Origin of the sequence: Brevundimonas olei, assembly GCF_037055245.1 — a bacterium.
In the GTDB taxonomy this organism is placed as follows: domain Bacteria; phylum Pseudomonadota; class Alphaproteobacteria; order Caulobacterales; family Caulobacteraceae; genus Brevundimonas; species Brevundimonas olei.
This window is the reverse complement of sequence record NZ_CP146369.1, coordinates 747,783-772,086: the sequence shown is the minus strand read 5'-3', so window position 1 is coordinate 772,086 and position 24,304 is coordinate 747,783. Positions and strand designations below refer to the sequence as shown.

The 24,304-nt window shown below is 69.0% G+C and carries 22 protein-coding genes; 4 read left to right on the top strand and 18 right to left on the bottom strand.

The window, feature by feature from the left end; translation table 11 throughout:
- Positions 1-50: 50 nt before the first annotated feature.
- The 3 genes from V8J38_RS03740 to V8J38_RS03730 form a co-directional block, all read right to left on the bottom strand.
- Positions 51-527 carry a Dps family protein gene (locus tag V8J38_RS03740; RefSeq protein WP_291779301.1) on the bottom strand — a complete coding sequence of 159 codons (477 nt, stop codon included), beginning with the start codon at positions 525-527 and terminating at the stop codon, positions 51-53.
- A gap of 310 nt (positions 528-837) precedes the next feature.
- Positions 838-1,200: a DUF6481 family protein gene (locus tag V8J38_RS03735; protein ID WP_291779298.1), complete on the bottom strand. Its 363-nt coding sequence runs from the start codon at positions 1,198-1,200 to the stop codon at positions 838-840.
- Between the two features lie 247 nt (positions 1,201-1,447).
- Positions 1,448-1,645 carry a hypothetical protein gene (locus V8J38_RS03730; RefSeq protein ID WP_338577956.1) on the bottom strand — a complete coding sequence of 66 codons (198 nt, stop codon included), beginning with the start codon at positions 1,643-1,645 and terminating at the stop codon, positions 1,448-1,450.
- Between the two features lie 425 nt (positions 1,646-2,070).
- Between V8J38_RS03730 and V8J38_RS03725 the strand changes: the two genes are divergently transcribed.
- Positions 2,071-3,189: a cell wall hydrolase gene (locus V8J38_RS03725; RefSeq protein WP_291779292.1), complete on the top strand. Its 1,119-nt coding sequence runs from the start codon at positions 2,071-2,073 to the stop codon at positions 3,187-3,189.
- An 11-nt stretch (positions 3,190-3,200) separates the two neighbouring features.
- Here V8J38_RS03725 and V8J38_RS03720 read toward each other — a convergent pair whose 3' ends face one another.
- From V8J38_RS03720 to nadA, 5 genes are all read right to left on the bottom strand, one after another.
- A complete protein-coding gene (locus V8J38_RS03720; RefSeq protein WP_338577954.1) occupies positions 3,201-3,413 on the bottom strand; it encodes a hypothetical protein in 213 nt (70 codons plus the stop codon).
- Between the two features lie 90 nt (positions 3,414-3,503).
- Complete coding sequence (gene nadC, locus V8J38_RS03715) at positions 3,504-4,379, bottom strand: carboxylating nicotinate-nucleotide diphosphorylase (protein ID WP_338577953.1); 876 nt, start codon at positions 4,377-4,379, stop codon at positions 3,504-3,506.
- Positions 4,380-5,948 (bottom strand): L-aspartate oxidase, encoded by a 1,569-nt coding sequence (locus V8J38_RS03710; RefSeq protein ID WP_338577952.1) that lies wholly within the window; start codon positions 5,946-5,948, stop codon positions 4,380-4,382.
- 4 nt (positions 5,949-5,952) lie between these two features.
- Complete coding sequence (locus tag V8J38_RS03705) at positions 5,953-6,795, bottom strand: metalloprotease (protein ID WP_338577951.1); 843 nt, start codon at positions 6,793-6,795, stop codon at positions 5,953-5,955.
- Positions 6,796-6,955: 160 nt separating this feature from the next.
- On the bottom strand, positions 6,956-8,035 hold the full coding sequence (nadA, locus tag V8J38_RS03700) for a quinolinate synthase NadA (protein WP_312218903.1): 1,080 nt from the start codon (positions 8,033-8,035) through the stop codon (positions 6,956-6,958).
- Positions 8,036-8,390: 355 nt separating this feature from the next.
- Here nadA and ilvA point away from each other — a divergent pair, with 355 nt between their 5' ends.
- Positions 8,391-9,911: a threonine ammonia-lyase, biosynthetic gene (gene ilvA, locus V8J38_RS03695; RefSeq protein WP_338578587.1), complete on the top strand. Its 1,521-nt coding sequence runs from the start codon at positions 8,391-8,393 to the stop codon at positions 9,909-9,911.
- 4 nt (positions 9,912-9,915) lie between these two features.
- Here the strand turns inward: ilvA and V8J38_RS03690 are convergent, their stop codons facing one another.
- The 5 genes from V8J38_RS03690 to V8J38_RS03670 all read right to left on the bottom strand — a co-directional run bounded on the left by V8J38_RS03690 (position 9,916) and on the right by V8J38_RS03670 (position 13,564).
- Entirely contained in the window at positions 9,916-10,320 is a 405-nt protein-coding gene (locus V8J38_RS03690) for a host attachment family protein (RefSeq protein WP_338577950.1), read from the bottom strand.
- 37 nt (positions 10,321-10,357) lie between these two features.
- Positions 10,358-10,921, bottom strand: a complete 564-nt coding sequence (locus tag V8J38_RS03685) for a methylated-DNA--[protein]-cysteine S-methyltransferase (protein WP_338577949.1) — start codon at positions 10,919-10,921, stop codon at positions 10,358-10,360.
- Entirely contained in the window at positions 10,902-12,020 is a 1,119-nt protein-coding gene (locus V8J38_RS03680) for a bifunctional transcriptional activator/DNA repair enzyme AdaA (protein WP_338577947.1), read from the bottom strand. The genes V8J38_RS03685 and V8J38_RS03680 overlap by 20 nt, the downstream gene beginning before the upstream one ends.
- A 72-nt stretch (positions 12,021-12,092) precedes the next feature.
- Positions 12,093-13,220 carry a hypothetical protein gene (locus tag V8J38_RS03675; protein ID WP_338577946.1) on the bottom strand — a complete coding sequence of 376 codons (1,128 nt, stop codon included), beginning with the start codon at positions 13,218-13,220 and terminating at the stop codon, positions 12,093-12,095.
- Positions 13,221-13,240: 20 nt separating this feature from the next.
- Positions 13,241-13,564, bottom strand: a complete 324-nt coding sequence (locus V8J38_RS03670) for a PadR family transcriptional regulator (RefSeq protein WP_003166092.1) — start codon at positions 13,562-13,564, stop codon at positions 13,241-13,243.
- A gap of 212 nt (positions 13,565-13,776) precedes the next feature.
- Here V8J38_RS03670 and V8J38_RS03665 point away from each other — a divergent pair, with 212 nt between their 5' ends.
- Together V8J38_RS03665 and V8J38_RS03660 are read left to right on the top strand one after the other, a co-directional pair.
- The gene (locus V8J38_RS03665; protein ID WP_338577945.1) at positions 13,777-16,407 is read left to right on the top strand and encodes a M14 family metallopeptidase; all 2,631 of its coding nucleotides are present in this window, start codon (positions 13,777-13,779) and stop codon (positions 16,405-16,407) included.
- A gap of 210 nt (positions 16,408-16,617) precedes the next feature.
- Positions 16,618-16,833: a hypothetical protein gene (locus tag V8J38_RS03660; RefSeq protein WP_338577944.1), complete on the top strand. Its 216-nt coding sequence runs from the start codon at positions 16,618-16,620 to the stop codon at positions 16,831-16,833.
- Here the strand turns inward: V8J38_RS03660 and V8J38_RS03655 are convergent.
- From V8J38_RS03655 to V8J38_RS03635, 5 genes are all read right to left on the bottom strand, one after another.
- Positions 16,830-18,098 (bottom strand): dicarboxylate/amino acid:cation symporter, encoded by a 1,269-nt coding sequence (locus V8J38_RS03655; RefSeq protein WP_338578586.1) that lies wholly within the window; start codon positions 18,096-18,098, stop codon positions 16,830-16,832. The genes V8J38_RS03660 and V8J38_RS03655 overlap by 4 nt on opposite strands.
- A 211-nt stretch (positions 18,099-18,309) precedes the next feature.
- Complete coding sequence (locus V8J38_RS03650) at positions 18,310-19,239, bottom strand: DUF6999 family protein (RefSeq protein ID WP_338577943.1); 930 nt, start codon at positions 19,237-19,239, stop codon at positions 18,310-18,312.
- A complete protein-coding gene (locus tag V8J38_RS03645) occupies positions 19,236-19,976 on the bottom strand; it encodes an iron-containing redox enzyme family protein (RefSeq protein ID WP_338577942.1) in 741 nt (246 codons plus the stop codon). The genes V8J38_RS03650 and V8J38_RS03645 overlap by 4 nt, the downstream gene beginning before the upstream one ends.
- Complete coding sequence (locus V8J38_RS03640; RefSeq protein ID WP_338577941.1) at positions 19,916-21,052, bottom strand: beta-ketoacyl-ACP synthase III; 1,137 nt, start codon at positions 21,050-21,052, stop codon at positions 19,916-19,918. The genes V8J38_RS03645 and V8J38_RS03640 overlap by 61 nt, the downstream gene beginning before the upstream one ends.
- Positions 21,053-21,171: 119 nt before the next feature.
- Positions 21,172-24,126 (bottom strand): TonB-dependent receptor plug domain-containing protein, encoded by a 2,955-nt coding sequence (locus V8J38_RS03635; protein WP_291779237.1) that lies wholly within the window; start codon positions 24,124-24,126, stop codon positions 21,172-21,174.
- Positions 24,127-24,304 lie beyond the last annotated feature (178 nt).

Here is a 24,304-nt window from a genome sequence, read left to right as displayed (position 1 = left end):
AGACGCGAAGATTACCGTTCCGTGAGGCGAAACGGCGGTCCTCTTCCCGCTTAACGCTCGCCCAGGCTGGAACGCAGCATCCAGGCGGCCTTTTCGTGCGCCGCCAGACGCACGGTCATCAGGTCGACCGACGCCTCGTCGCCGACCTCGTCGGCGGCGTCCAGGGCCGCGCGGGCGGTGGCGATGACCACGCCGTGGTCCTTGATCAGCTCCTTGAGCATCTCGGAGGAATCCTTCTCGGGATCGCCGTCCTTGATCGAGGTCAGGTTGGCGAAGGCCGAGGCGCTCTGCGGCGCCAGTTCGCCCAGGGCGCGGATGCGCTCGGCGATTTCGTCCAGGGCGGCCCAGATCTCGCGATACTGCTCTTCCAGCAGGTTGTGCAGGCTGAAGAACTCCGGCCCGCGCACGTTCCAGTGGTAGCCGTGCGTCTTCAGATAGAGGGCGTAGCTGTCGGCCAGGGCCTTGGACAGTTCGCGCGCGACGTCGGCGCGCTCCTTGGGCTTAAGACCGGTGTCGATGGCGTTCATGACGGCTCCCGTTTGCAGTGCGGTGTGAAGATCAGCCTTGCAGTTAGGTCGTCCGGCCCGCGATCCAAGGGGTCGGCGGCGCCCCGCCGCAGGAATCTTCGCCCCTGTAACGTCGAAGCCGCAGGGATGTTGCAACGCAAACCCTCCTCCCCCTGCGGGAGAAGGCGGCCGATCCCGGATTCAGTCCGGGTGAGGTCGGATGAGGGGTTGCTCGAGGCTGGCTTCGCCCCTCGTCAGACTTCGGAGAGCCCCCTCATCCGTCGGCCTGCGGCCGCCACCTTCTCCCGCAGGGGGAGAAGGGCGCAGCCCTTTAACGCTGGCGCGCCTTGCGGGCGGCGTAGCGGGCGTCGCGCGCGGCCTTCTGCTCTTCCTTGGTCAGTTGCTTGCGCTCCTTGCGGGCGGCGCGCTTGGCGGCGTCCACCTCTTCCTGGGCGGCCATTTCGGCGGCCAGGCGGGCGGCTTCCTTCTCGGCCTTCTCGCGGCGCACTTCGGCCTTGGCCAGTTCGTGCTGCTGGCGGACGGCCTCCTTCTCGGCGGCGCGCTTTTCGGCCAGTTTCTCGAACTCGGGATCCTGAACCGTCGGCTTCGGCTTGAACCGGGCCAGGAGGGCTTGTTTGGCGTCTTTCTGGGCGGACAGGCGGTCGTTGAAGCCGGTGTTCTTGAGGTCGCGCATGCTGAGAGGCGGGTGTCCTTGATAGGGAATGGAGACGGCGAAAGGGGCCGATCGCCGAGGCGACGGCCTTGGATCGGGCCGGGAGGCGCATCTCGACGCGCTCGGCCCGGCGGGAGGCCAAAGCCGAATTTCGCGCCGAAATCAAGCTCCACGGCCCAATTTCATTGGATTTAGGGGGCGGAGAGGCCGCCCGGACGCACAATGCAGCCGCGCTAGGCGGCCGCGTCAGCCTTCAGTGCGGCTGGAATCAGTGAGGCTTTTGGGCGTGGCCGACCGCCGCGCCTGCGGCGCCCCCGACGGCAGCCCCGACCGGACCGGCCACCACGGCCCCGGCGACGGCGCCGGTGGCCGCCTTCTGTTCAATGCTGTGGCCGCAGGCCGACAGGGCCAGGGCTCCGGCGCCGGCCAGCGCCAGTACGGCCAGGCGGGAAGCGGTGCGGGTCATGGGGCAACTCCTTGAAATAGCTCAGCTTGGAACGCGAGAATCGACCGCAGGTTCCCATCTATGGCGTGACTCTGACAACCAAGATGTCGACCCCCGGCCAATAGCTTATTCATCTCCCGACCGCTCCACGCCCAATCTTCGATCAACATACCAATACAGTCTTCGCAAGAATGTCTAAGGCGCAATTTCGTCACGATTAAAACGACGCGGAATAATGACTGATAGGCGTTTTTCTTATGCTGAAGAAATTACAATTCTAGCGAATCAGTCACATTGAGGCCATGATCGGATGGATAAAGGCCCGCCTTCGAGGGTCGGCGTTCAGTCGGCGTTCGCCCGACCCGCTTAAGCGCGACGCGTCCTTGTCGCCTGGGTTCGGGATCTACGGGGGCGGCATCCTCGCCCTGTTGTACAGGACTACGCCTTTGTCTCTCTCCTCGCAGACGCGTGCGCTGATGCACGCCGCCCGCTCATTCCGCCTGCGCCCCACGACGGCAGCGGCGGCGTTCGGCGGCGTCGTCGGCCTCGCTGTCGGAGGGGCCTATCTGGGCGGCCTGGCCGCCCAGGCCTCGACCGTGCGCGCCCAGGCCGAGCGCCTGCAGGGCGCCGGCGCCGGCGGCTACACCCAGGAAGCCCTGGCCGAAGCGGCCGGCGGCCTGGACGCCAGCGCCCTGACCATCGCCCATCGCCATGACCCCTATTCCGTCGCCGGCTCGGCCCAGCGCGACCGCCAGGCCGAACTGCTGACCGCCCGCCTGGAGCAGCTTCAGGGCCAGGACGGCCTGCGCCGCGCCAGCCTGCAAGGCCCCGGCGCGACCAGGGTTTCCGCCGCTCGCCCCTTCCGCCTCGACGGCGCCCTGGACCAGTCGCGCGACCTCGATTGCCTGACCCAGGCCGTTTATTATGAAGCCCGCGGCGAAGGCCGCGACGGCATGAAGGCCGTGGCCCAGGTGGTGCTGAACCGCGCCCGCCACCCCGCCTTCCCCAAGACCGTCTGCAGCGTCGTCTATCAGGGCGCCAACCGCGGTTCGGGCTGCCAGTTCAGCTTCACCTGCAACGGCGCTATGCGCGGCGCCGTCAACCGCGCCGCCTGGAACCGCGCCCGCGACGTGGCGGCCAAGGCCCTGTCCGGCCAGGTGTTCGCCGCCGTCGGCAACGCCACCCACTTCCACACCACCGCCGTTTCGCCGTCGTGGCGCAACAATCTGGTGCGGGTGAACCAGGTCGGCGATCACCTGTTCTACCGCTTCGGCGGCCGCTCGGGCGCCAGCCAGGCCTTCGCCTACAACCCGCGCCCGTCGGGTCCGGCCGAGAACGCCCCGCGTCTGGTCCAGGCCAGCCTCGATCCGGTCGAGGCCGCCCGCAACGCCTCGGGCGCCGTGGCCTACACCGCCGTCCTGGCGCGCGAAGCCCTGGCGTCGGGCAAGACGGAAGAGCGTCCGGCCGCCGCGCCGCGCGCCGCCGCTGCGCCCGCCCCGGTAGCGACGCCTCCGGCCTCGCCCAAGCCCGCCGCCGCGACCGTCACGATCAACGCCGAAGCCTGATCGATCCTGGTCTAGGGATGCGTCTTGCGGTGGGTCGTCAGATTCTGCTGCAGATTGCCGTAACGCCCCTGCTGGCTCAGGTTGACGTCCGCATCGCCCGACTGGCCGGACTGCACGCCGTCCGCCCGGTCGCGCCGATCCACGGCGGCCGCCTCATCCATCAGCTGGGCGCCGCGGTCGGCGAAACTGCGTTGCTCCCTGGGCGGCTGTGGGGCCCTGGTCATGGCGTCTCTCCTTCGAGGTCGCGCCCTCCCGCCTTCTGAAAACGGCCCCCTGCCGGGCCCGTTCCCCGAAAAACCCCGGTCCGCGTCCGCTCAGCCGGCGTCCAGGCCGATATCCAGTTGCATGACCGAATGGGTCAGGGCGCCCACGGAGATGACGTCCACGCCCGTCGCGGCGATGCCTGCGACCGTGGTCAGGTTCACCCCGCCCGACGCCTCCAGCACCACCGATCCGAAGGCGCTGTCCCGCACCCGCCGCACCGCCTCGGTCATGTCGTCCAGGCTGAAGTTGTCCAGCATGACGACGTCCGGCCGCTCGGGCAGCACCTCGTCCAGTTGATCCAGGCCGTCGACTTCGACCTCGACCTTCATCAGGTGGGGGGCGAAGGCCCTGGCGCGGCGCACCGCCTCGCCCGCCCCGCCGCAGACGGCGACGTGGTTGTCCTTGATCAGGATGGCGTCATCCAGCCCAAAGCGATGGTTCAGCCCCCCGCCGCAGGCGACCGCGTGCTTCTCCAGCGCCCGTAGCCCCGGCGTGGTCTTGCGGGTGTCGGCGATGCGCGCCTTCGTCCCCTCGACCGCCTGCACATAGGTCCGCGTCAGGGTCGCGATCCCGCACATCCGGCCCAGCAGGTTCAGCGCCGTCCGCTCGGCCGACAGCAGGGCGCGGGCGTTGGCCTCGACCGCGATCAGCACGGCTCCGGCCTCGAACGCCTCGCCGTCGGCGACCTTCACCGTCACCGTCGCCTGGGGGTCCAGCGCGTGGACCGCGATCCGCACCACCGCACCGCCTGCCATCACCCCGGCCTGACGCGCGCAGAAGACGGCGCTGAAGCGGGCGTCCTCGGGGATGCAGGCCTGCGCCGTCACATCGCCCGTACGCCCCAGATCCTCGGCCAGCGCCATGCGCACCACGGGCTCGATCAGCAGGTCCGGCAGGGTTCGGGTCACGGAAACGTCCTTCATCATTCAGATCACGGCCGCCAGGGCGGCGAGCGTCGCCGCCTCGGCCTCTTCGTCGCGTGCAGGCGCCGTCGCTGCGCGCATCCGGGTGTGCTCGGCCGTCGGCAGGCTGTCGGGGAAGTCGCGGCGATAGTGGCCGCCCCGGCTCTCGCGCCGGTTCAGCGCCCCCTCGGCGACCAGCCGCGCCGCCGTCAGGCACGCCGCCGTCGGATGCGCCTTCGCCAGGTCGTCGATCAGGGCCAGCAGCGCCGTCAGCCCCGCCTCGTCCCGCACCACGCCCGCATGGCGCGTCATGGCCGCGCGCAAGGTCGCCAGCGCCTCGGGCGGCAGATCCGTCATCGCCCGCGCCGCCGCCAGCGGCCGCCGCTCAAGCTGGACCTCGGCCGCCGCCGCCCGGCCCGCGCGCCGCCCGAAGGCGCCCGCCTCCAGCAGGGAGTTGGACGCCAGCCGGTTGGCCCCATGCACCCCCGTCGCCGCGCACTCGCCGATGGCGAACAGGCCGGGGACGGTCGTACGCCCCTCGTCGTCGGCGACGATGCCGCCCATGTGATAGTGGGCCGCCGCCGCCACCGGAATGGGACTGACGCGCGGGTCCAGCCCCGCCCTCATGCAGGCGGCGAAGACGGCCGGAAACTCATGCGGAAAGGCCTCGCCCACCGCCTTCGTCGCATCGAGAAAGGCGCCGCGCCCCTCGACCCGCGCCGCGTGCACCGCCCGCGCCACGATGTCCCGCGGCGCCAGATCGGCGTCAGGATGATCGCCCAGCAGGAAGGCGCCGCCGCCATCGACCAGCCGCGCCCCCTCGCCGCGCAGGGCCTCGGTCGCCAGCGGCGCCGGGTCCAGTCCCACATCGATGGCCGTCGGATGGAACTGCACGAACTCGGGGTCCAGCACCTCGGCCCCGGCCTGCCAGGCCAGCGCCAGCCCCTCGCCGCGCAGGGCCGATGGATTGGTCGTCGCCTCGAACAGGCCGCCGATCCCCCCGGTGGCCAGCACCACGGCGGGGGCGAACACTTCGTCCAAGCGGCCGCCTCGGCGTTCGATCACCGCGCCGCACACCCGACCGTCCACGTCGCGGATCAGGCCGCGCAGCCGGCCGTCTTCCCAGATCTCAATGGCCTTCGTGGCCCGCGCGGCGGCGACCACGGCCGACAATATGGCCCGGCCCGCGCCGTCGCCGCCCACCCGCGCCACGCGCGGCAGACTGTGCGCCGCCTCCAGACTGACGGAAAAGCCGCCGTCGTTATCGCGGTCGAAGGGCGCGCCCAGCCCGGCCAGCCACTCGACCGTCTCACGCCCCCGCGTCGTCAGGGCGCGCGCCGCCTCGGCCTCGACCAGACCGGCGCCCGCGCCTTCGGTATCCTTGGCGTGCAGGGCCGCGCTGTCCTGCGGTGACAGGGCCGCCGCCATCCCGCCTTGCGCCCACGCCGAAGAGCAGGCGTTCAGCAAGGGCTCGGGCGTGACCACCAGCACCTTGCCGTCCGACCCCAGCGCCTCGGCCGCCTCCAGCGCCGCCGACAGGCCCGCCAGCCCGCCGCCGATGATCAGAGGCCCGTCATGTCGGATGCGCGCCATCGCCCTAACGGGCCCCCACGCCGAAGAACCGCAGCCCCATCTCGAAGGCCGGCTCGACCGCTCCGCCCGTCAGCGGCAGCAGGGCGGCGATCGCCGCCGCCGCGCAGACCACGGCCGTCAGCAGGTAGAGGGCCAGGCTGCGCCCCGCCTCGGGCCAGCTCAGCCGCCCCCACGCCGCGCGCCAGACGCCGCGCTTCAGATGGCCGAACACCGCCAGGCCCAGAAAGACGGCGAGGATCAGCCGCCCCGTCGACAGTCCCCACCACACGGCCAGACCGCCGACGACCAGCAGGGCGACCTGCTCCAGCCGCGGATGCACCCGCGTCAGCACCGGCCCCAGCGCCTTGGAGCCGTCCAGCGGCGGCGCAGGCAGCAGGTTCAGCAGATTGATCATGGCGATGAAGAAGGCGCCCATCAGCCACTCCGGCGCCTTCAGCGCCAGGCCCACGGCCACGAAGGGGATCATGGCCAGCAGGCCGAACGCTGGTCCCGCCAGCGACACCAGCACCCCGTGCCACTCGCTCTTCGGCTCGCGCTGGCCCTTCGCCAGCCCGCCCAGGAAGGGGATGATGTAGATGCGCGCCGGCCCCATGCCGACCCGGTTCATCGCCAGCACATGGCCGTACTCGTGCACGAACAGGCCGAACAGCACCGCCCCCGCCACGACCCAGCTGCCGGTCAGGAACCACAGGAAACCCGCCATCAGCAGGGTCGAGACCACCGCCCAGACCGGGTGCTGCCCCTTGTCCTCCTGCGGTGCTTCATGGCGCGCGCTGTAGCGGGTCGCCTCGCGCTCAGGCGCAGACTTCGACCCGTCGCGAGACCCCCAAGGCCCCTCGACGCTCATCCTTCTCCCCTCGGGGGAGAAGGTGGACGGCGGAGCCGGACGGATGAGGGGGACGCCAGCCACACCCTCGCCGTCTCGCCCGTATCCGACCGCCCCCTCATCCGAGGCGCTGCGCGCCCCACCTTCTCCCCCGAGGGGAGAAGGATTGCGGACAGGGCCATCAGATCAGCTCCACATCGACATGATGCCGCGCCTTGACCAGGTCATAGCGCGCCGGCTTCGACGGCGGCGGCAGGTCGATCATCCGCTGCACCGCCAGAGCCGCCTTCTCCAGCATCTCGTCCGGCACCGTCACCTCGAACTGCATGTGCAGCAGGCAGTCGCGGATGTTCTCCAGCGTAATGCGCTTCATGTGCGGGCACAGGTTGCACGGGCCGACGAACTCCACCTCGGGCACGTCGCCCTTGATGTTCGAGGCCATCGAGCATTCGGTGATCAGCACCACCCGCTTGGGCCGACGCTGCTCGACATATTCGGTCATGGCGGCGGTCGAACCGGCGAAGTCGGCGGCGCGCAAAATCTCTTCAGGGCATTCGGGGTGGGCCAGAACCTCGGCGTCCGGCCAGGCGTCGCGCATGTCGGCGATGTCCTGCGTGGTGAAGCGCTTGTGCACCTCGCAGTGGCCCGCCCAGGCGATGATGCCCACCGTCGTCTGGGCCGCCACGTTGCGCGCCAGATATTCGTCGGGGATCAGGATGACCTTGTCGACGCCCCATTCCTTCGCCGCCCATTCGACGACCTGAACGGCGTTGGCGCTGGTGCAGCAGATGTCCGTCTCGGCCTTCACATCGGCCGTGGTGTTCACATAGGTGACGACCGGCAGGCCCGGATGCCGCTCCTTGATCAGCCGCACGTCCGCCCCCGTGATCGAGGACGCCAGCGAGCATCCCGCGCGCAGGTCGGGGATCAGCACCGTCTTGTCCGGCGACAGGATCTTGGACGTCTCGGCCATGAAGTGAACGCCCGCCTGAACGATCACCCTGGCCTTGGACTTGGCGGCCTCCTTGGCCAGCCCCAGGCTGTCGCCGACATAGTCGCCCACGCCGTGAAAGATCTCGGGCGTCATATAGTTGTGGGCCAGGATGACCGCGTCGCGCTCGCGTTTCAGCCGGTTGATCTCGCTGATCAGCCGGGCCTGTTCGGGCCATTCCAGCGGGGTGACGTGGTCCTTGACCTTCTCCCACACCGGGGCGGTTTCTTCCGCCAGTTCCTTCGACAGACCGAAAGCGCCGTCCGCCATCGTCCCTACTCCCTATCGGCCGTCTGCGCGGCCCCGACTTATGCTCAAACTTAGCATAAGCAGAAACAATGTAGGCTCTTCCGCACCCGGCGCAAGGGAAATCAACGACGCGCATCCTTCTCCCCTTGCGGGAGAAGGTGGCTCGCGCAGCGAGACGGATGAGGGGTCTCTTTGCGCCTTCCATTAAGCTAAAGCCCAGTGCTCAAGGTTGCGAAACCCCTCATCCGACGACCTTCGGTCGCCACCTTCTCCCGCAAGGGGAGAAGGACAGGCGCGCAATTTTCATTCTCATGCGCCGCGGCATCGCCTAGACCGGGACACGCTTCATCCTCCCCTGCGCCGCCTGACCGAGATCATCGTGCAAGACACCGTCCGCCGCATCCTGACCGCCCGCGTCTATGACGTGGCCGAGGAGACTCCGCTCGATCCGCTGAAGCGGCTGTCGGCCCGCATCGCCCGCCCGGCCCTGCTGAAGCGCGAGGATCTGCAGCCGGTCTTCTCGTTCAAGATCCGCGGCGCCTACAACCGGATCGCGGCCCTGAGCGAGGCCGAACTGGCGCGCGGCGTCATCTGCGCCTCGGCGGGCAATCACGCGCAAGGGGTGGCGCTGGCGGCGGCCAAACGCGGCGCGGCGGCGACCATCGTCATGCCGACCACCACGCCCGGCATCAAGGTGGCGGCGGTCCAGGGTCTGGGCGGCCAGGTCGTGCTGCACGGCGAAAGCTTCGACGACGCCTACGCCCACGCCCGCGCGCTGGAGACGCAGACCGGCGCCGCCTTCGTCCACCCTTTCGACGACCCCGACGTCATCGCCGGCCAGGGCACGGTCGGGCTGGAGATCCTGCGCCAGCACCCCGATCCGATCGACGCCGTCTTCATCCCCATCGGCGGCGGCGGGCTGGCGGCGGGCGTGGCGGCCATCGTCCGCTTCCTGCGGCCCGAAACGCGCCTCATCGGCGTCGAGCCGGCCGAGGCGCCGACGATGAAGAGCGCCATCGAGGCCGGGCGCGTCGTCGATCTGGATCAGGTCGGCCTGTTCGCCGACGGGGTGGCCGTGCGCCGCGCAGGCGACGAGACCTTCCGCCTGTGCCGCGATCTGCTGGACGAGATCGTGCTGGTCGACACCGACGCCATCTGCGCCGCCGTGAAGGACATCTTCGACGACGTGCGCGCCGTGGCCGAGCCGTCGGGCGCCGTCGCCCTGGCCGGGCTCAAGGCCTGGGCCGCGCGCAACCCCGGATCGGGGACGCTGGTGGCGATCAACTCGGGCGCCAACGTCAATTTCGACCGCCTGCGCCACGTCGCCGAGCGGGCCGAGATCGGCGAGGGCGCCGAGGCCCTGTTCGCCGTCTCCATGCCCGACCGGCGCGAGGACTACCACCGCTTCCTGCAGAGCCTGGACGGCCGTTCGATCACGGAATTCAACTACCGCTGGTCCGGCGACGGCACGGCCCAGATCTTCGTCGGCGTAGCCCTGCGCGACGGCGCCGCCGAGCGCGAAAGCCTGCTCAGACACCTGACCGCCGGCGGCTATTCCGTCGTGGACATGAGCGACAATGAGACCGCCAAGCTGCATGTGCGCCACATGGTCGGCGGACGCACCATCGGCCTGCCGCACGAGCGTCTGCTGCGCTTCGAATTCCCCGAGCGGCCGGGCGCCTTCCTGCGCTTCCTCAACAGCCTGCAGCCCGCCTGGGCCCTGACCCTGTTCCACTACCGCAACCACGGCGACGACGCGGGCCGGGTGCTGGCGGGGGTCAGCGTCCCGCCGGACCAGGCGGCGGCCCTGACGAAGGCGCTGGACGAACTGGGCTACCCCTACGCAGACGAGACCGACAACCCGGCCTGCCGCCTGTTTCTGGACGGCGCGGCCTGAACGGCTACGCCCGGCTGATCGCCTCGGCGATCTCTTCGGCCGGCCGGCCGGCCAGGGCCTTGGGAATCTCGCCGACCAGACGCTCCTCCAGCGTCTTGTGCCAATGCTTGCGCAGCTGGCCCAGGGTCTTGGGCGCGGCGACGACGGCCAGGGCCTCGATCTTGTTGGTCAGGGCCATGTGGTTCAGCGCCTCGGCCACGCCCATGGCGAAGCCGTCCTCGGCCTGGGTGTCGTTGTCGGGGTTGGCGTCGCTGGAGCGGCGGCCCGGCGCGCCGGACAGGCGTTCGGGGATCTCGGGCGTCGCCATCGGCTTGAGCTGGATGTCGAGGTTGTGGCCGGTGTTGCGGAACAGGCTCAGCTTCTCGCCGTCGGCGACGGCGACCAGGGCCCCGTTGGGCAGGTTCATCATCAGACTCCAGAAATGAGCGCCGAAAGGGAGGGCGCTGTCAGTCCAGCGCAAACGCCCCCTGTCCCGTTCCATCATCGGGGCTGTCCTGCGACGCTTCGTGCGCCAGCAGCCAGCGCTTGCGCTCCAGCCCGCCCGCATAGCCGGTCAGGGTTCCATTGGCCCCGACGACCCGGTGGCAGGGCACGATGACGCCGATCGGATTGGCGCCGTTGGCCAGCCCCACGGCCCGCACGGCGGCGGGCTTGCCGATGGCCTGGGCCAGTTGGCCGTAGCTCCAGGTCCGTCCCGCCGGAATGGTCCGCAGCGCCGCCCAGACCGCGCGCTGGAAGTCCGTGCCGCCGGTCTTCACCGCGAGCCCGTCCAGCGCCGTCAGATCGCCGTCGAAATAGGCAGCGACGGCGTTCCGCACCGCCTGCGGCGCCCGCCCCGGCGTCAGCCGCGCCTCGCCGTAGTGACGGGCCAGCAGCTTCATCATCCGGGCCTCATAGTCGGCGAAGTCGAAGGCGCGCACGGCGCCGTCCGCATCGGTGACCAGCAGCACCTCGCCCACCGGCGTGGCGATGCGGTCCAGGGTGAAGGCTTCAGGCTGCGTCTTTTTCATCGTCGTTCTCCATGATCGTCATGCCGTCGATCCCCGCCTCGCGCAGGTGCAGCACGCCATAGGCCCGCCAGGGCCGCCACCGCTCGGCCCGCCCCGCCAGCCGCTCGTCTTCCAGCCGGTCGCTGGCCATGTCGGCCGCCTCATCGCTCCAGACGCCCGGCAGGCGCAGCCCCGACCGCGCCTCGACCAGCGGCGCCAGCACAGGGTCAGCCGCCAGGTCGCGCCGGATCGCCTCGGGGTCCGCCGACAGGTCGAACAGCCGCCGCACCCGCGCCAGCACCCCCGGCAAGACCTTCAGATCGTCCAGCGCCGCCGTCACCGCCAGCCGGTCGCCCGCCTCGAACCGGGCCGAAACCTCGCCCGTCGCCCCGTCCGTCGCCGGGGTCAGGACGCGGCGCCAGACGCCTCTTTCAACCGTCTCTCCGCCCGCCTTCAGGGCGGCCAGCATGGCCTCGACCTCATAGGGCGGGCGATAGGGCAGGTTCAGCCGCACCCCTTCATTCGACCTGGCGTCCCACGGCCGCTCGGCCCGCGCCCGCAGCGCCGACGGCGGCCGTCCATAAAGGGCCTGAAACGTCTCATTGAAGCGGCGCACGCTGCCGAATCCGGAGGCCATGGCCACCTCGGCCATCGGCAGGTCGGTCTGGTGGATCAGGGCCTTGGCCAGAAGGACGCGGCGCGTCTGGGCCACGCTGACCGGGGCTGCGCCCAGGTGCTGGCGGAACAGGCGGCGCAGGTGCCGCTCGCCCACCCCCAGCCGCGCGGCCAGGGCGTCGACGTCGCCCTCATCGAGCGCCCCCGCCTCGATCAGGTTCAGCGCCCGACTGACGGTGTTGGAGGTGCCGCGCCACGCGCCCATGTCGGGCGCCGTCTCGGGCCGACAGCGCAGGCAAGCCCGAAAGCCCGCCTCCTCGGCCGCCGCCGCGCTGATGACGAAGCGCATGTTCTCGCGCTTGGGCGTCCGCGCCGGGCAGACCGGGCGGCAATAGATCCCGGTAGACTTCACACAGGTGAAGAAGCGCCCGTCGAAGCGCGGGTCGCGCGTCAGGACGGCCCGGTAACAGGCCTCCTGATCCAGCATGTCGCGGGCGTTTTCCATGCCTGCAACATGCGCCCGCCGCTCCGCCGTGTCTCGCGGTTTTCGGACATGACGGCACCGCGGCCTGGAAAATCACCCCTCGCGCGTCGTCGCGAGCCGCCAGACATAGGTCGCGATATTGACGACGAAGCTGATCGCCATCACCGCGAACACCCAGGTCAGCACCGTACCCAGGGTCAGGGCCGTCCCATTCAGATCGCGGCCCGCATCGTTCACCGCGCGCAAGGCGTCCAGGCTGATGTTCGTCGTCCCGCCCTCGACGCGAGCGCTCGCCGCGCCCTGGGTCAGGGTGAGCCACCAGCCCGCATCAACCAGCCGCCACAGCACCCAGAGCGCCGCGCCCGCCAGCGGGATCTTCAGCAGCCAGGTCAGCCGCCCCTCGCGTCCTCGGATCAGGCTGACCGCGTCCACCGCCATGCCGCCGACGGCCAAGGCCAGGATGGGGCCGTAGACGGCCGCCCACACCGGCGCCGCCTCGATCCCCACCGCGCCGCTTCTCAAGGAGAACTCGCCCAGGCCCGGAAAGCGGATCACGCCGATCCACCACATCACGAAGACGCCGCCGACGATCAGGGAGGCCAGCGCCTCCAGCCCCGGCTTGTCGTTCGCCGTCACGCCCCAGACGCGCGCGCCCTTCGGCAGCCATTCAGCCTTGGCCTTCTCGGATCCCGACAGGGACGCCCCCCACTTGGCCGGATCGGCCAGGCCGAAGGCCGACAGGTCGCGCACCCGCCACCTCGTCAGCCACTTCGGCTTGATGTCGTAATGCTCCATGATCGCCCCGGCCAGCGTCAGCGCCCCCAGCAGGGTCAGCCCTCCGGAGAAGAAGCCGTGGAAGGCCTGGCTGATCGCCCGCCCGAAATCGGCCGGCGCGCCCAGCACGCTGATCAGCAGCCCCAGCGCCTGCACCGCCGCAATGACGATCAGCCCAGCCTTGGCCCCGAACAGCCAATAGGGAAACAGCTCCGGCCCGATCAGGCTGTCCGGCCCCTTGCGGTAGCGGGCGGCGACGATCAGCGGGTGGCCGATCTCGTGCAGGATCGCCTCCTTCTCCTCGTCGCTCAGCGCCCGGCCCAGCTCCTCCTCGCGCGCCTCGACGCGGCTCAGGATCAGGTCGCGCAGCTCGGCGACGATGTCCTCGCGGTCCTCGGTCGGCAGCTGCGCCGCCACGGCCTCCAGATAGCGTTCGATGATGTCCATCGCGCCCTCTCCCGTCCCTTTTAGAGAATTCGTTCCAGCGAGGCGTTGATGCCGCGCCATTCCTCGGTCAGGGCGGCCAGCATGGCCTCGCCCCCCGGCGACAGGACGTAGAAGCGCTTCTTGCGCTTCTCCTCCTCGCGCCATTCGCTGGTCAGCAGCCCCTGCCCCTCCAGCCGCCGCAGCAGGGGGTAGAGGGTGGATTCCTCCATCTCCAGCCCGTCCGCCGCCAGCGCCTGACGCAGGGTGTAGCCGTAGCGTTCGGTCCGCAGGCAGGCGAGCACCGCCAGGACCAGCGTCCCGCGCCGCAGCTCCAGCCGCATCGTCTCGAACAGTTCCCGATCCACGGCGCCGCCTCACCTGCCGCCACATAGTGTGTGGCACACAGTGTATGCGACATACTGTATGAGGCTGTCAACGACCTTCGCTATCCCGGACGGCGAACCGCCTAATCCCTGTCGAAATACGGCGCGCAAAGCGGAAGAAATGACGGCGCGGCGCCGCTTCCTTCGCCTCGGCTCCACGGTTAAGGTCATCGATCTGTAGGGGGAGTTTTCTTATGTCGTCTCGTCGCCGCGCCGCCTGTTCCGTGCTGGCGCTCAGCCTGGCCCTGGGCGCCGCGCCCGCCCTGGCTCAGCAGAACCCGCCCGAGCTTCAGGCCGTCGTCGGCCACGACAGCGGCGAGCGCATCACCCGCTCGGCCGATGTGCGCCGCTATTTCGAAGCCCTGCGGACCGCCAATCCCGACCGCATGGTCATGGGCGACTACGCCCAGACGTGGGAGGGCCGCCCCCTGTTCTGGGCCGCCGTCGGCTCGCCGCGCAACATCGCCCGGCTGGACGCCATCAAAGCCGCGACCAACGCCCTGGCCGACCCGCGCAAGACCAGCCCCGAGCAGGCCCGCGCCCTGATCAACGACACCCCGGCCATCGTCTGGATGGCCTATTCCGTCCACGGCAATGAGATCAGCCCCGCCGACGCCGCCCTGATCGCCGCGCGCCGCCTGACCGACGGCCTCGACGCCGAGGCGCAGGGCTGGCTGGAGAACGTCGTGGTCGTCTTCGTCCCGACCCAGAACCCCGACGGGCGCGAACGCTTCATCAACAGCTTCGAGGCCGGTCTGGGCGCCCAGCCCAACGGCGACCCCCTGTCGGCCGAGCGGGCCGAGCCGTGGCCGTCCGGCCGCTACAACCACAATCTGTTCGACCTGAATCGCGACTGGTTCATCCAGTCCCAGCCGGAGACGCAGGGCCACTCGGCCCTCATCCGCGAATGGCGCCCGCAGGTGGTGGTCGATTCCCACGAGATGGGCACGGACTCGAGCTTCTTCTTCCCGCCCGAGGCCCAGCCGCTGAACCCCTGGATCTATCCGCCGATCCTGGACGCGCGCGAGCGCTTCGGCCGCAACACCGCCGGGCGTTTCGACCAGGCCGGGCTGGACTATTTCACGCGCGAGACCTTCGACGCCTTCTATCCCGGCTACGGCGACGGCTGGCCCGCCTATTTCGGCGCCGTCTCCATGACCTATGAGCAGGGCTCGTCGCGCGGTCTGCTGGCGCGCCGCTCGTCAGGCGAGATGCTGACCTACGCCGACACGGTCAAGGGCCACCTGACCGCCACCCTGTCGACCATCGAGACCGCCGCCCGCGACCGCGAGAAGCTGCTCAGCGACTTCTACGCCTTCCACCGCGACGGGATTTCGGGCGGACGCGGCGCCTATGTCCTGTCGCGCTCCGCCGCCGCCGACCCGGCCGCCGCCGACAAGCTGGCGGGCCTGCTGGTGCGTTCGGGGCTGGAGGTCGGGCGCGCCGCCGTCGCCTTCTCCGCCTGCGGCCAGAACTATCAGGCGGGCGATTACATCGTGAACCTGTCCCAGCCCCAGCGCCGCATGGCCGAGACCCTGCTGGCCAGGGACGTACCGCTGGACCCCAAATTCCTGGCCGAACAGGAAGCTCGCCGCGCGCGCGGCCTGGGCGATGAGATCTACGACCTGACCGGCTGGTCCCTGCCGCTTCTGTTCAACGTGCCGAGCCAGCGCTGCACCGGCGCTCCGTCGGTCCAGACGGCCGCCGTCGGCCCCGAACTGATCCGCCCCGCCGCCGTGGCGTCCGGCGACGCGGCCTACGGCTACGCCATCCATCCGGGCACGGCGGGGATGCGCTTCCTGACCGCCGCCCTGACCGACAAGTTGCCGGTCCGCTCGGTCGAGGAGCCCTTCACCCTGGACGGCCGCGCCTATCCGGGCGGAACCTTCATCGTGACGCGCGCCGGTTCGCCCGACGACCTGGACGAACACGTCCGCCGTCTGGCCGCCGGCAGCGGCGCCCAGGTGACGCCGCTCGCTACCTCCTGGGTCTCCAGCGGCCCCAGCATCGGCTCGGACAAGGCGACCGCCATCGCCGCCCCGCGCGTCGCCATGGCCTGGGACGACCCAACCGAGCCGGAATCCGCCGGCTCCATCCGCCATGTGCTGGAGCGCGAATACGGCTGGCCGGTCACGGCCGTGCGCACCCGCCGCCTGGCGAACGCCGACCTGTCCCGCTACCAGGTGCTGATCCTGCCCTCGGGCGGAAACTATGAGCAGATCCTGGGCGAGAGCGGCGTCGCCAACCTGCGCGCCTGGGTCCAGGCGGGCGGCGTCCTGATCGGCGTCGGCTCGGCCAGCCGCCTGCTGACCGACCCCGATTCCAAGCTGCTGGAGAGCCGCCGCGAGAGCGCCGTCTCCGGCGACGGCGACAAGGACAAGAAGGACGGCGGCAGCGAGATCGCCACCGACGCCGAATACCTGGCCCTGACCGGCCATCACGGCGGCGCGCCCGATCCGGTCGCGGGCGTCCTCGCCAGCGCCGTGGTCGACAACGAACACTGGCTGGGCGCAGGCGTCGCCCCGACCCTCAGCGTCATGGTGCGCGGCTCGGACATCTATGCGCCGCTGGCCCGCGACCAGGGAACCAACGTCGTGCGCCTGGCCGGACCGGACCAGGTGCTGGCGTCCGGCCAGCTGTGGGCCGAGAACCGCCGCCAGCTGGCCTACAAGCCCGTCGCCATGGCCTCCGAGGTCGGCCGCGGCCAGGTCGTCGCCTTCACCCAGGACGTCACCATGCGCGCCTTCCTGGAAGGGCTGAAGCCGCTGTTCCTCAACGCCGTCTTCCGCGGCCCGGCGCATACGTCAGGCACGAAGGGCGATTAACCGCCCTTCTCCCCCTGTGGGAGAAGGTGGCCGAACGGAGTGAGGTCGGATGAGGGGTTGCGAGACCTCAGCCTCGGCCGCACGTCAAACAGACCCCTCATCCGTCCGGCTTCGCCGTCCACCTTCTCCCGCAAGGGGAGAAGGAACAACGCACCTGCTTTGACACCCGCGCCTGCGCAGGCTTTCCTGCTTCCGCCAGCAGGGGAGCTGATGCGCATGACCTTCCACACGCCACGCCCGCCGGCCGACGACGGCGACTGGACCCTGCTGCAAAGCCGGATCGACCGCAGCTTCTGGCAATGGGACCGTCGCCCCGAGCCGGACGCGCCCGTCCTCAGCCGCTTTGTCATCCTGCGGCCGCCCGAGCGGCTCGACTACGACGACTTCGACGAGGCCGAGGCCATGTTCGAAGCGATGGAGGACTAAGGGCGGTTGTCCGTCGCCTCTGCGCCCTCAACGATGCGCACCACGGCCAGGTCGGCGGTGACGTTGCCCAGGGTGCGGAAGATGTCGGGCACGACCTCGACCGCCAGCAGCAGCGGCAGCAGCTCCAGCGGCACGCCCATGGCGATGCAGATCGGGGCGATGGAGGCGAAGAAGCTGGCCTGCCCCGGCAACCCCACCGTGCCGATCGAGATCAGCACCGCCGTCAGCATGGCGGCGAACAGTTGGCCCGCCGAGGGCTCCAGTCCGAACAGATGGGCGCAGTAGATGGCCACCCCCAGATTGGCGACCGGGCTGGTGATGCGGAACACCGCCACCGCCAGCGGCAGGACCAGGCCCGCCGTCGCCCGCCTGACGCCCAGTTCGTCGACCGCCCGCTCGACCATGACCGGCAGGCTGGCCAGCGACGACTGGGTCGAGAAGGCCACCACCTGCGCCGGCGCCGCCGCCCGCGCGAACCGGCCCAGGCTCACCCGCCCGAAGATGACGGCCAGCGGATAGAAGATCAGGCCGATGCCGATGCAGGCGAGCGAGATCAGCGCCACATAGTGCAACAGCACCCCCGCCGCGCTGGCCCCCGCCGTCAGTCCCACCCCGACCGACAGGGCGAAGACGCCCAGCGGCGCGACGCTCAGCACCCAGCGGACGATGACGATCATCGTCTCGCCCACCGCCTCGAAGAAGGTGATCAGGGGAACACGCAGCCGCTCGGGCAGCCCCGAGGCCGCAAAGCCGAAGAAGACGGCGAACACCACCATGCCCAGGATGGCGTCCTCGGCCGCCGCGCGGATCGGGTTGGACGGGGCGATGGTCTTGACGAACTCGCTGAACGGCGCGCCCGCGCCCAGACCCTCGGCGCCCTCCGGCTTGATCGCCAGCAGCAGGCGCGCGCCTTCGGGATCGATCGGCCAGACGGCGTGCAACCCATAGGCCGCCGCGACGGCGTAGACGGTCGCAAAGACGATCAGCCCCCCGAACCAGGCCACCGCCTTCAGCGCCAGACGCCCGGTCCGCGCCGCATCGGCGATGGAGGCGATGCCCGTCACCAGCAGGCTGAACACTAGCGGGATAATCGTCATCCTCAGCGCATTCAGCCACAGCTGGCCCAGCGCCTGAATGAAGTCCGCCGTGACATGGCCGCCCGGCAGGCCCCACTTCTGCGCCGCCGCCCCGGCCAGCAGACCCAGCACAAGCGACAGCAGCACCAGGGTGCTGAGAGAGGTCAGAAAGGAGCGCGCCGATTTCATACCGGCCACGCTAGCAGCCGCCGCGCCGCGCGCCAGCGGAAATCAACCCTCTTCCCCCGTCACCCTCGGGCTTGTCCCGAGGGCCTATGGCGGCTGCAAGCTGAAGGGCGCGTCGTTTTCATACCTGCGCCTCCAACATCCCGCGCCCAGCCAAGGGGAACGCTGGGCCCTCGGGACAAGCCCGAGGGTGACGGTTTCGGACCGCAGCGTCCTACTTCGGCGCGCCCGAGTTGGCCGGGTCCAGCGGCAGGCCCGCCGCCTGGCGCGCCTTCATCACCCGCAGCCAGCCGTGCATGGCCTCTGAATCCAGCCCGTGCATCATCAGCCGATAGCCCGCCTGCAGCGTCGACAGCGCCACCAGCGGATGGCCGTTCTTGACGAAGGCCATGTGGTAGCTCGTGCCCAGAATGCGGGCGATGTAGATGGCCATCACCTCGTCCAGCTGCAGCGAACTGGACGCCCGCACGAAGTCGTCGCGCGGCAGCATCAGGGCGTAGATCGGCGTGTAGAACTCCACCGCCGTCTGCACGTCGACGAAGTTGTGCCACTTGCGCGGAAACGCCTCGAACGGCGGGAATTCGTCCGAGATCATGGAGAAGTCGATGCGCTCTGGCGGCATCAATTCCCGCCCCTCGGCGCGCAAGGCGGCGTTCATCTCGATGACGAAGTTGAAGATGTTCAGGTCGTGCTGAAGGAACAGATCCGGCTCGATGTCCTTCAGCCGCGTCGGCGTCAGCGGCCATTTCGTCACCTTGTCGCCCACCCCCGCGTTCTCGCGCACGAAGGCGGTCAGCTCGGACCCGACGTGGAAGTGGCGCAGGATCACCCGATTGCCCTCGGGCGTCACAAAGGTCCGCAGACCCCAGTGGATGGTCTTGTGCAGCAGGCCGTTCAGGTTCGGGTATTTCGGCGAAATGACCCGCAGCACCTTCACCAGACAGAAGAACAGGAACACCAGCGGCCGCGCCATCGGAAACAGCCAGCGCCGCGACCGCGACCGCGCCCCCAGCAGCAGGTCGCGCTTGGCCCCGTCGTCGATCGGCAGGCTGTGGTCCAGATACAGCGCCATCCACGGATCGGGATCCTTGGGATCGAACCTCGCGGGGTCGAACGGATCCTCCCCCGGCTTGTAGTACCTCACGCCGCGATCTCCTCGATCTGCAGGGCGTAGAGGCGGGCCGTGACCTTGGCGGTCGTGACGATGCGTTCGGCGATGAAGGGATCGGGCAGCACCATGCCCAGCATCTCCTCGAACTCCTTCATGTGTTCGGCATCGTTGTCGCCGTGATACAGCAGGAAGCGCACCGCCTCGTCGGGCAGGGCCAGCCGCTCCTGCACCTTCAGGCCCCACGGCTTGGCCTTGATCGAGCCCAGCCCCTCGATGATGAACATGGCCCCCAGCAGGCCGAAGGGATCGGGCTTCGACGCCTCATGGAACATCCAGGCCGACAGGGCCTCGGACCCCACATTCTTCGGCGCCGACTGGATGTCCTCCAGCGCCCCGCCCGAGGCTGTGAAGTCGGCCTCCAGCAGACGGAAATCGCGATGCTCCGTCACCGCATGGCGCATCAGTGTCGAGCGCAGCTCCAGATGGTCCTCGCCGATATTGGACGCCGCCCGGCTCATCCACAGCGCCCCGTCCTTCACCTGCTGGCGCAGGTTGATCAGGAAGGCGTGGTAGTCGGCGACCTCGAACCGCCCCCGCGTCAGCTTGCGGATCAGGGGCGTCGCCTCCAGACGCTGCTCGAAATCGGCGAAGACGACCGCCAGCTTCCGCAGGCAATCGGCCACCGCCGCCTCGGCCAGTTGTTCCGCCATCACACAATCTCCAGCATCATGAAGCCGATCATCGCCCGCCCGCTCTCGGGCACGATGCACAGCACCCTGTCTCCGCGCTTTCCGCGTCCCGACTTCAGGAAGGCGTCCAGCATGACCCAGATCGAGGCCGAGCCGACATTGCCGCTGTCGCTCAGGGTCGTGAACCACTTCTCCTCGGGGATCATCGCGGCGGTGCTTTCCAGCAGGCCGACGATCTCCTGACGCAGCGACCGCGCGGAGTAGTGACACAGCAGATGGTCGACCTGATCGGGCACGATCCGCCCGTCATCCACCTTCTCCAGCCAGACGCCGATCCAGGCGCGAATGACGATCTTCAGCAGTTCGAAATCCTGCAACAGCGCCACCGCCCCCGCCGCATGAGCCGCCGCCGGTCCGGCGTGGCTCCAGGCGCTGGTCATGTCGGCGCGCGCCTGCGGCGTCGATCCGGCCCACATGCAGGGATCGAAACGCCCGGCCAGGGAGGTCATGTCGATCCACTCGACCTTCAGACTCAGCCCCTCGGGTTTCGGCCTCGGCTCCATCACCACGGCGCCCGCCCCGTCCGACAGGGTGAAGCGCAGGAAGTCCGCCTCGATCCGCGCCCGGCCCTTCTCATCCACCAGCGCCGTGCCCTCATAGAAGGCGGGCCGGAACCAGCGGGATGAAAACTCCCCTGCACAGGCGGCGGCCACATCCGCCTCCCCCGCCCGCACGCTCAGCCACGCCCCCTTGGCCGCCATCAGGGCGCTGGCGCAGACGGACTGATAGCTGAAGGCCTCCAGCGGCCCCGCGCCCAATTCGGCCTGAACCGCGCTGGCGTGGCCGGGCACCAGATAGTCGCCCTGCGTCGCCGCCGCGCCCAGATGCTGCAGATCGCCGAGGCTCAAGCCCGCCTCGTCCAGCGCCGTCCGCACCGCCCCCGCGCACATGGAGGCGTTGGAATGCAGCGGTTCGCCGTCAACGTTCAGGGCGTAGTGCCGCCCCTCGATCCCGTTCCAGCGCAGGGCGCGGCGCCCGACGGCGGACGCCCGCCCGCCGATGCGGCCGATGAAGTCCTCCATCCGATCGTTGCCGATCCGCTCGCCGGGCAGGACGGCGCCGGTCCCGGTGATGAAGACGTCGCGAAGCATACTCATGGCGGGGACCTTGGCGACGCGCCCGACGCCGCACAAGCCGGAAAGCGTCGGTTCGGACGCAGAAAGGGCGGCGGACCGAAGCCCGCCGCCCTCTCATCAACCTGAAATCAGGTCAGACCTTAGAAGGACTTCGTGAGGTTCACGAAGGCCGTCCGGCCCAGGTAGTCGTAACCCGAGTACAGCGGAGCGTTGCCGACCCGGTTGTTCACGCCGGCCGAGATCGTGGGCGGATCTTCGTTCAGCAGGTTGCGGACGCCGGCCGTGACGGTCCAGCCGTCAGCCGTGTACTGCACCGAGGCGTTGTGTTGCCAGTAGTCGCCGACTTCCAGATCGTAGATGCTCGTGGCCGGATCTTCCTCGTAGTAGGTGTAGGATTCCATGCCCTTGACCCACTCGACGCCGTAGCGCACGCGCCACTTGTCCCACGCATAGGACAGATCGGCGGTGCCGGTGAACTCCGGATTGTCGATCATGCCCAGGTAGTCTTCCAGCGGATCTTCTTCGAACAGCTTGTTCGAGATTTCCGTGTACTGGGTGACGCCCAGGTTGAACAGCGCCGTGCCGGGGCCGACGTCCTTGCGGTAACGCAGGGTGTAGTCCAGGCCCTTCACATTGTCCGTCGCCAGGTTGACGTAGCTGTCGTGGACCGTCAGCTGGCCATTGGCGGGATCACGCTCGACCAGACGGCAGAAACCGTTGTCCGCGGCGAAATCGCCGGGGTTCGAGTCATAGCAGCGGGTCAGGATCTGGCTAGCGCCCGTCCGCGAAACGCCGTTCTCCACCTCGATCTCATAGTAGTCGACGGCGAAAGCCAGATCGCCCCAACCTTCCGGCAGGCGCGGTTGCAGAACCACGCCGATCGTCATGTTGGTCGAAGTTTCGGCCGCCAGGCCAGCGTCCGCGCCGCCAGCGGTGATGACTTCAACGCTGGTGGTCGATTGCCAGTCGGTCGGCAGACCTTCACGCGTGCAGTTGGCGACGCGGTTCGGGTTGACGTTCGGCGCGCCGTAGTTGTTGCAGCGATCGAGCGTGTTCGACTGGTAGCCGGTCGTGGCGCCGACGAACTGTTCGAACAGCGCCGGGGCGCGGTAGGAGGTGCCGTAGGTGCCGCGGAAGGTCACGCCGTCGATGGGCTGGTAGACCAAGCCGATCTTGTAGGTCGTGTCGTCGCCGTAGGAATCGTAGTCCGTGTAACGGAACGACCCGTTCAGCGTCAGTTCCTTGGCGAACGGCGCATCGCGCAGCAGCGGAACTTCGACTTCACCGAAGACTTCCCACACCGAGTCGGTGCCGCGCGTGATCGCGGAGGTCGAGAAGTTGTAGGTGTTGCCCGTCTGGGAATCGAGACCCGGCGTGTCATCGATCTCGGATTCACGCCATTCGGCGCCGAAGAAGCCCATGACCTGGCCGGCCGGCAGGCTGAACAGCGGGCCGTCGATGCCGAGGCTGACGATCTTTTCTTCAAAGACGGTCACGCCCGTCACCGGACGGAACACATAGTCGACCCAGTCCTTCGGCAGCACGCCGCCGATGGTTTGGGTGGTCAGGGCCGGAGCGGCGACGCAGCCCGGGTTCGAGGCCAGTTCGCGACACTGGAAACCGCCGGCGCCGTTCGAGACGACATCGAGGGATTCAATCAGGCGATCCGTCAGGAACTGTTCGCTGGTGTACTCCGAACGCGAGCGCGAATAGCTGGCTGACAGGTCATAGCGCCAGTCGGTCAGGAAGAAGTCGCCCTTGATGCCGCCGACGTAGCGGTTGAAGGACTGCTCCTGGCGCGAGTGGTCGTTGCCGAAGCCGATGAAGGCGCGCACGCCGACGTCCTGGCCCTTGTTCAGGCCCTGGTCGCCGAAGGCGGTGCTGGCCGACAGGCTGGTCGGGATCAGCGGCGAACCCTTGGCGTAATCCAGCGACAGCTGGCGGTAGCCGGTCTGCGAGGACTCGCGCTTGTTATACAGGAATTCGCCGTAAACTTCGGCGTTGCCCAGCGCGTTCAGCTGATAGCCGCCTTCACCGTAGATGGTGGTGATCTCAACCGGCGAGATCAGCGACTCGTTCAGCATGCGGTCTTCGAAGGTGTCGCGGACGTTCAGGTCGTTGGCGCCGCCGCCGACGCCCTCGAAGCCGACCAGGCCCGAGGTCACGCCCGAGTTCGGACGCCAGCGGTTGAAGGTGTCGCCCACCGAGCCGGCCGCACCGACGCCCGTCAGCATATTGGTGCCGATGGTGTTGATGGTCACGCCGTTCGAGCCGGTCGTGGTCAGCGGGTAGCACTTCGACTTGCCGGTCAGCGGATCGATGTAGTCGTTGTCGAAGCGGAAGCCGTCGGTCTGGCAACGCGTGAACTCACGGTCGCGCAGGGTCAGCTCGTCGCGCTCATAGCGCTCGATCGAGCCGGCGGCGCGCCAGCGGTCGCCACGGGCGCCGGCCGTCAGCGACAGGCGGGTCGAACCGCCGTTGCCGTTGGCTTCCAGAGGCTCGTTGCGCTGGGCTTCGAAGACCAGGCCTTCGAAGTTCTTGCGGGTCTGGATGTTAACCACCCCGGCCACGGCATCCGAGCCGTACACCGACGAAGCGCCGTCGCGCAGGACTTCGACGCGCTCGATCATCGAGGTCGGCAGCACGTTCAGGTCGGCCGAGCCGACCGAGCCGCGCGAACCGGCGGGCGAGACGCGACGGCCGTTCAGCAGCACCAGGGTGCGGCTCGGGCCCATGCCGCGCAGGCCGATGGTGTTCGCGCCGGGGCCGCCGTTGGTGACGTAGCCGCCGTAGGAGTTATTGATCTGCGAGGTGCCGCCGGTGATGGCCGTGCTCTGCAGCGCTTCCGTGGTCGAGGCGAAGCCTTGCAGGGTCGCTTCTTCGCGCGTCACGACCTGAGTCGGCGACGGGGCGTTGAAGTTGTCGCGGCGAATGCGCGAACCGACGACCACGATCTCGTCGACCTGGGTCGCTTCCTGGTCAGTATTCGAGGCGCTTTGAGCAAACGCCGTCCCCGGAATAAGCATGGCCATCGACAGAGCAGCAGCGCCAGCCGCCATCGTCGTGCCCAGCAGGTAGTCTTTACGAGTGCTCATATGCCTCTGTGTACCTGTTAATTGTTACTGAACATCACATCGTTCCACGAACGACGTTGAAAACCAATGTTCGTCTTTACGTTTCTTGGCTGCATCAATGGCTATGGCCGACCCGTCATACCATCAACCAATTTCTTTCAAAAAATCATTGTTAGGGGAAATTGTGAGGCATTTTTGA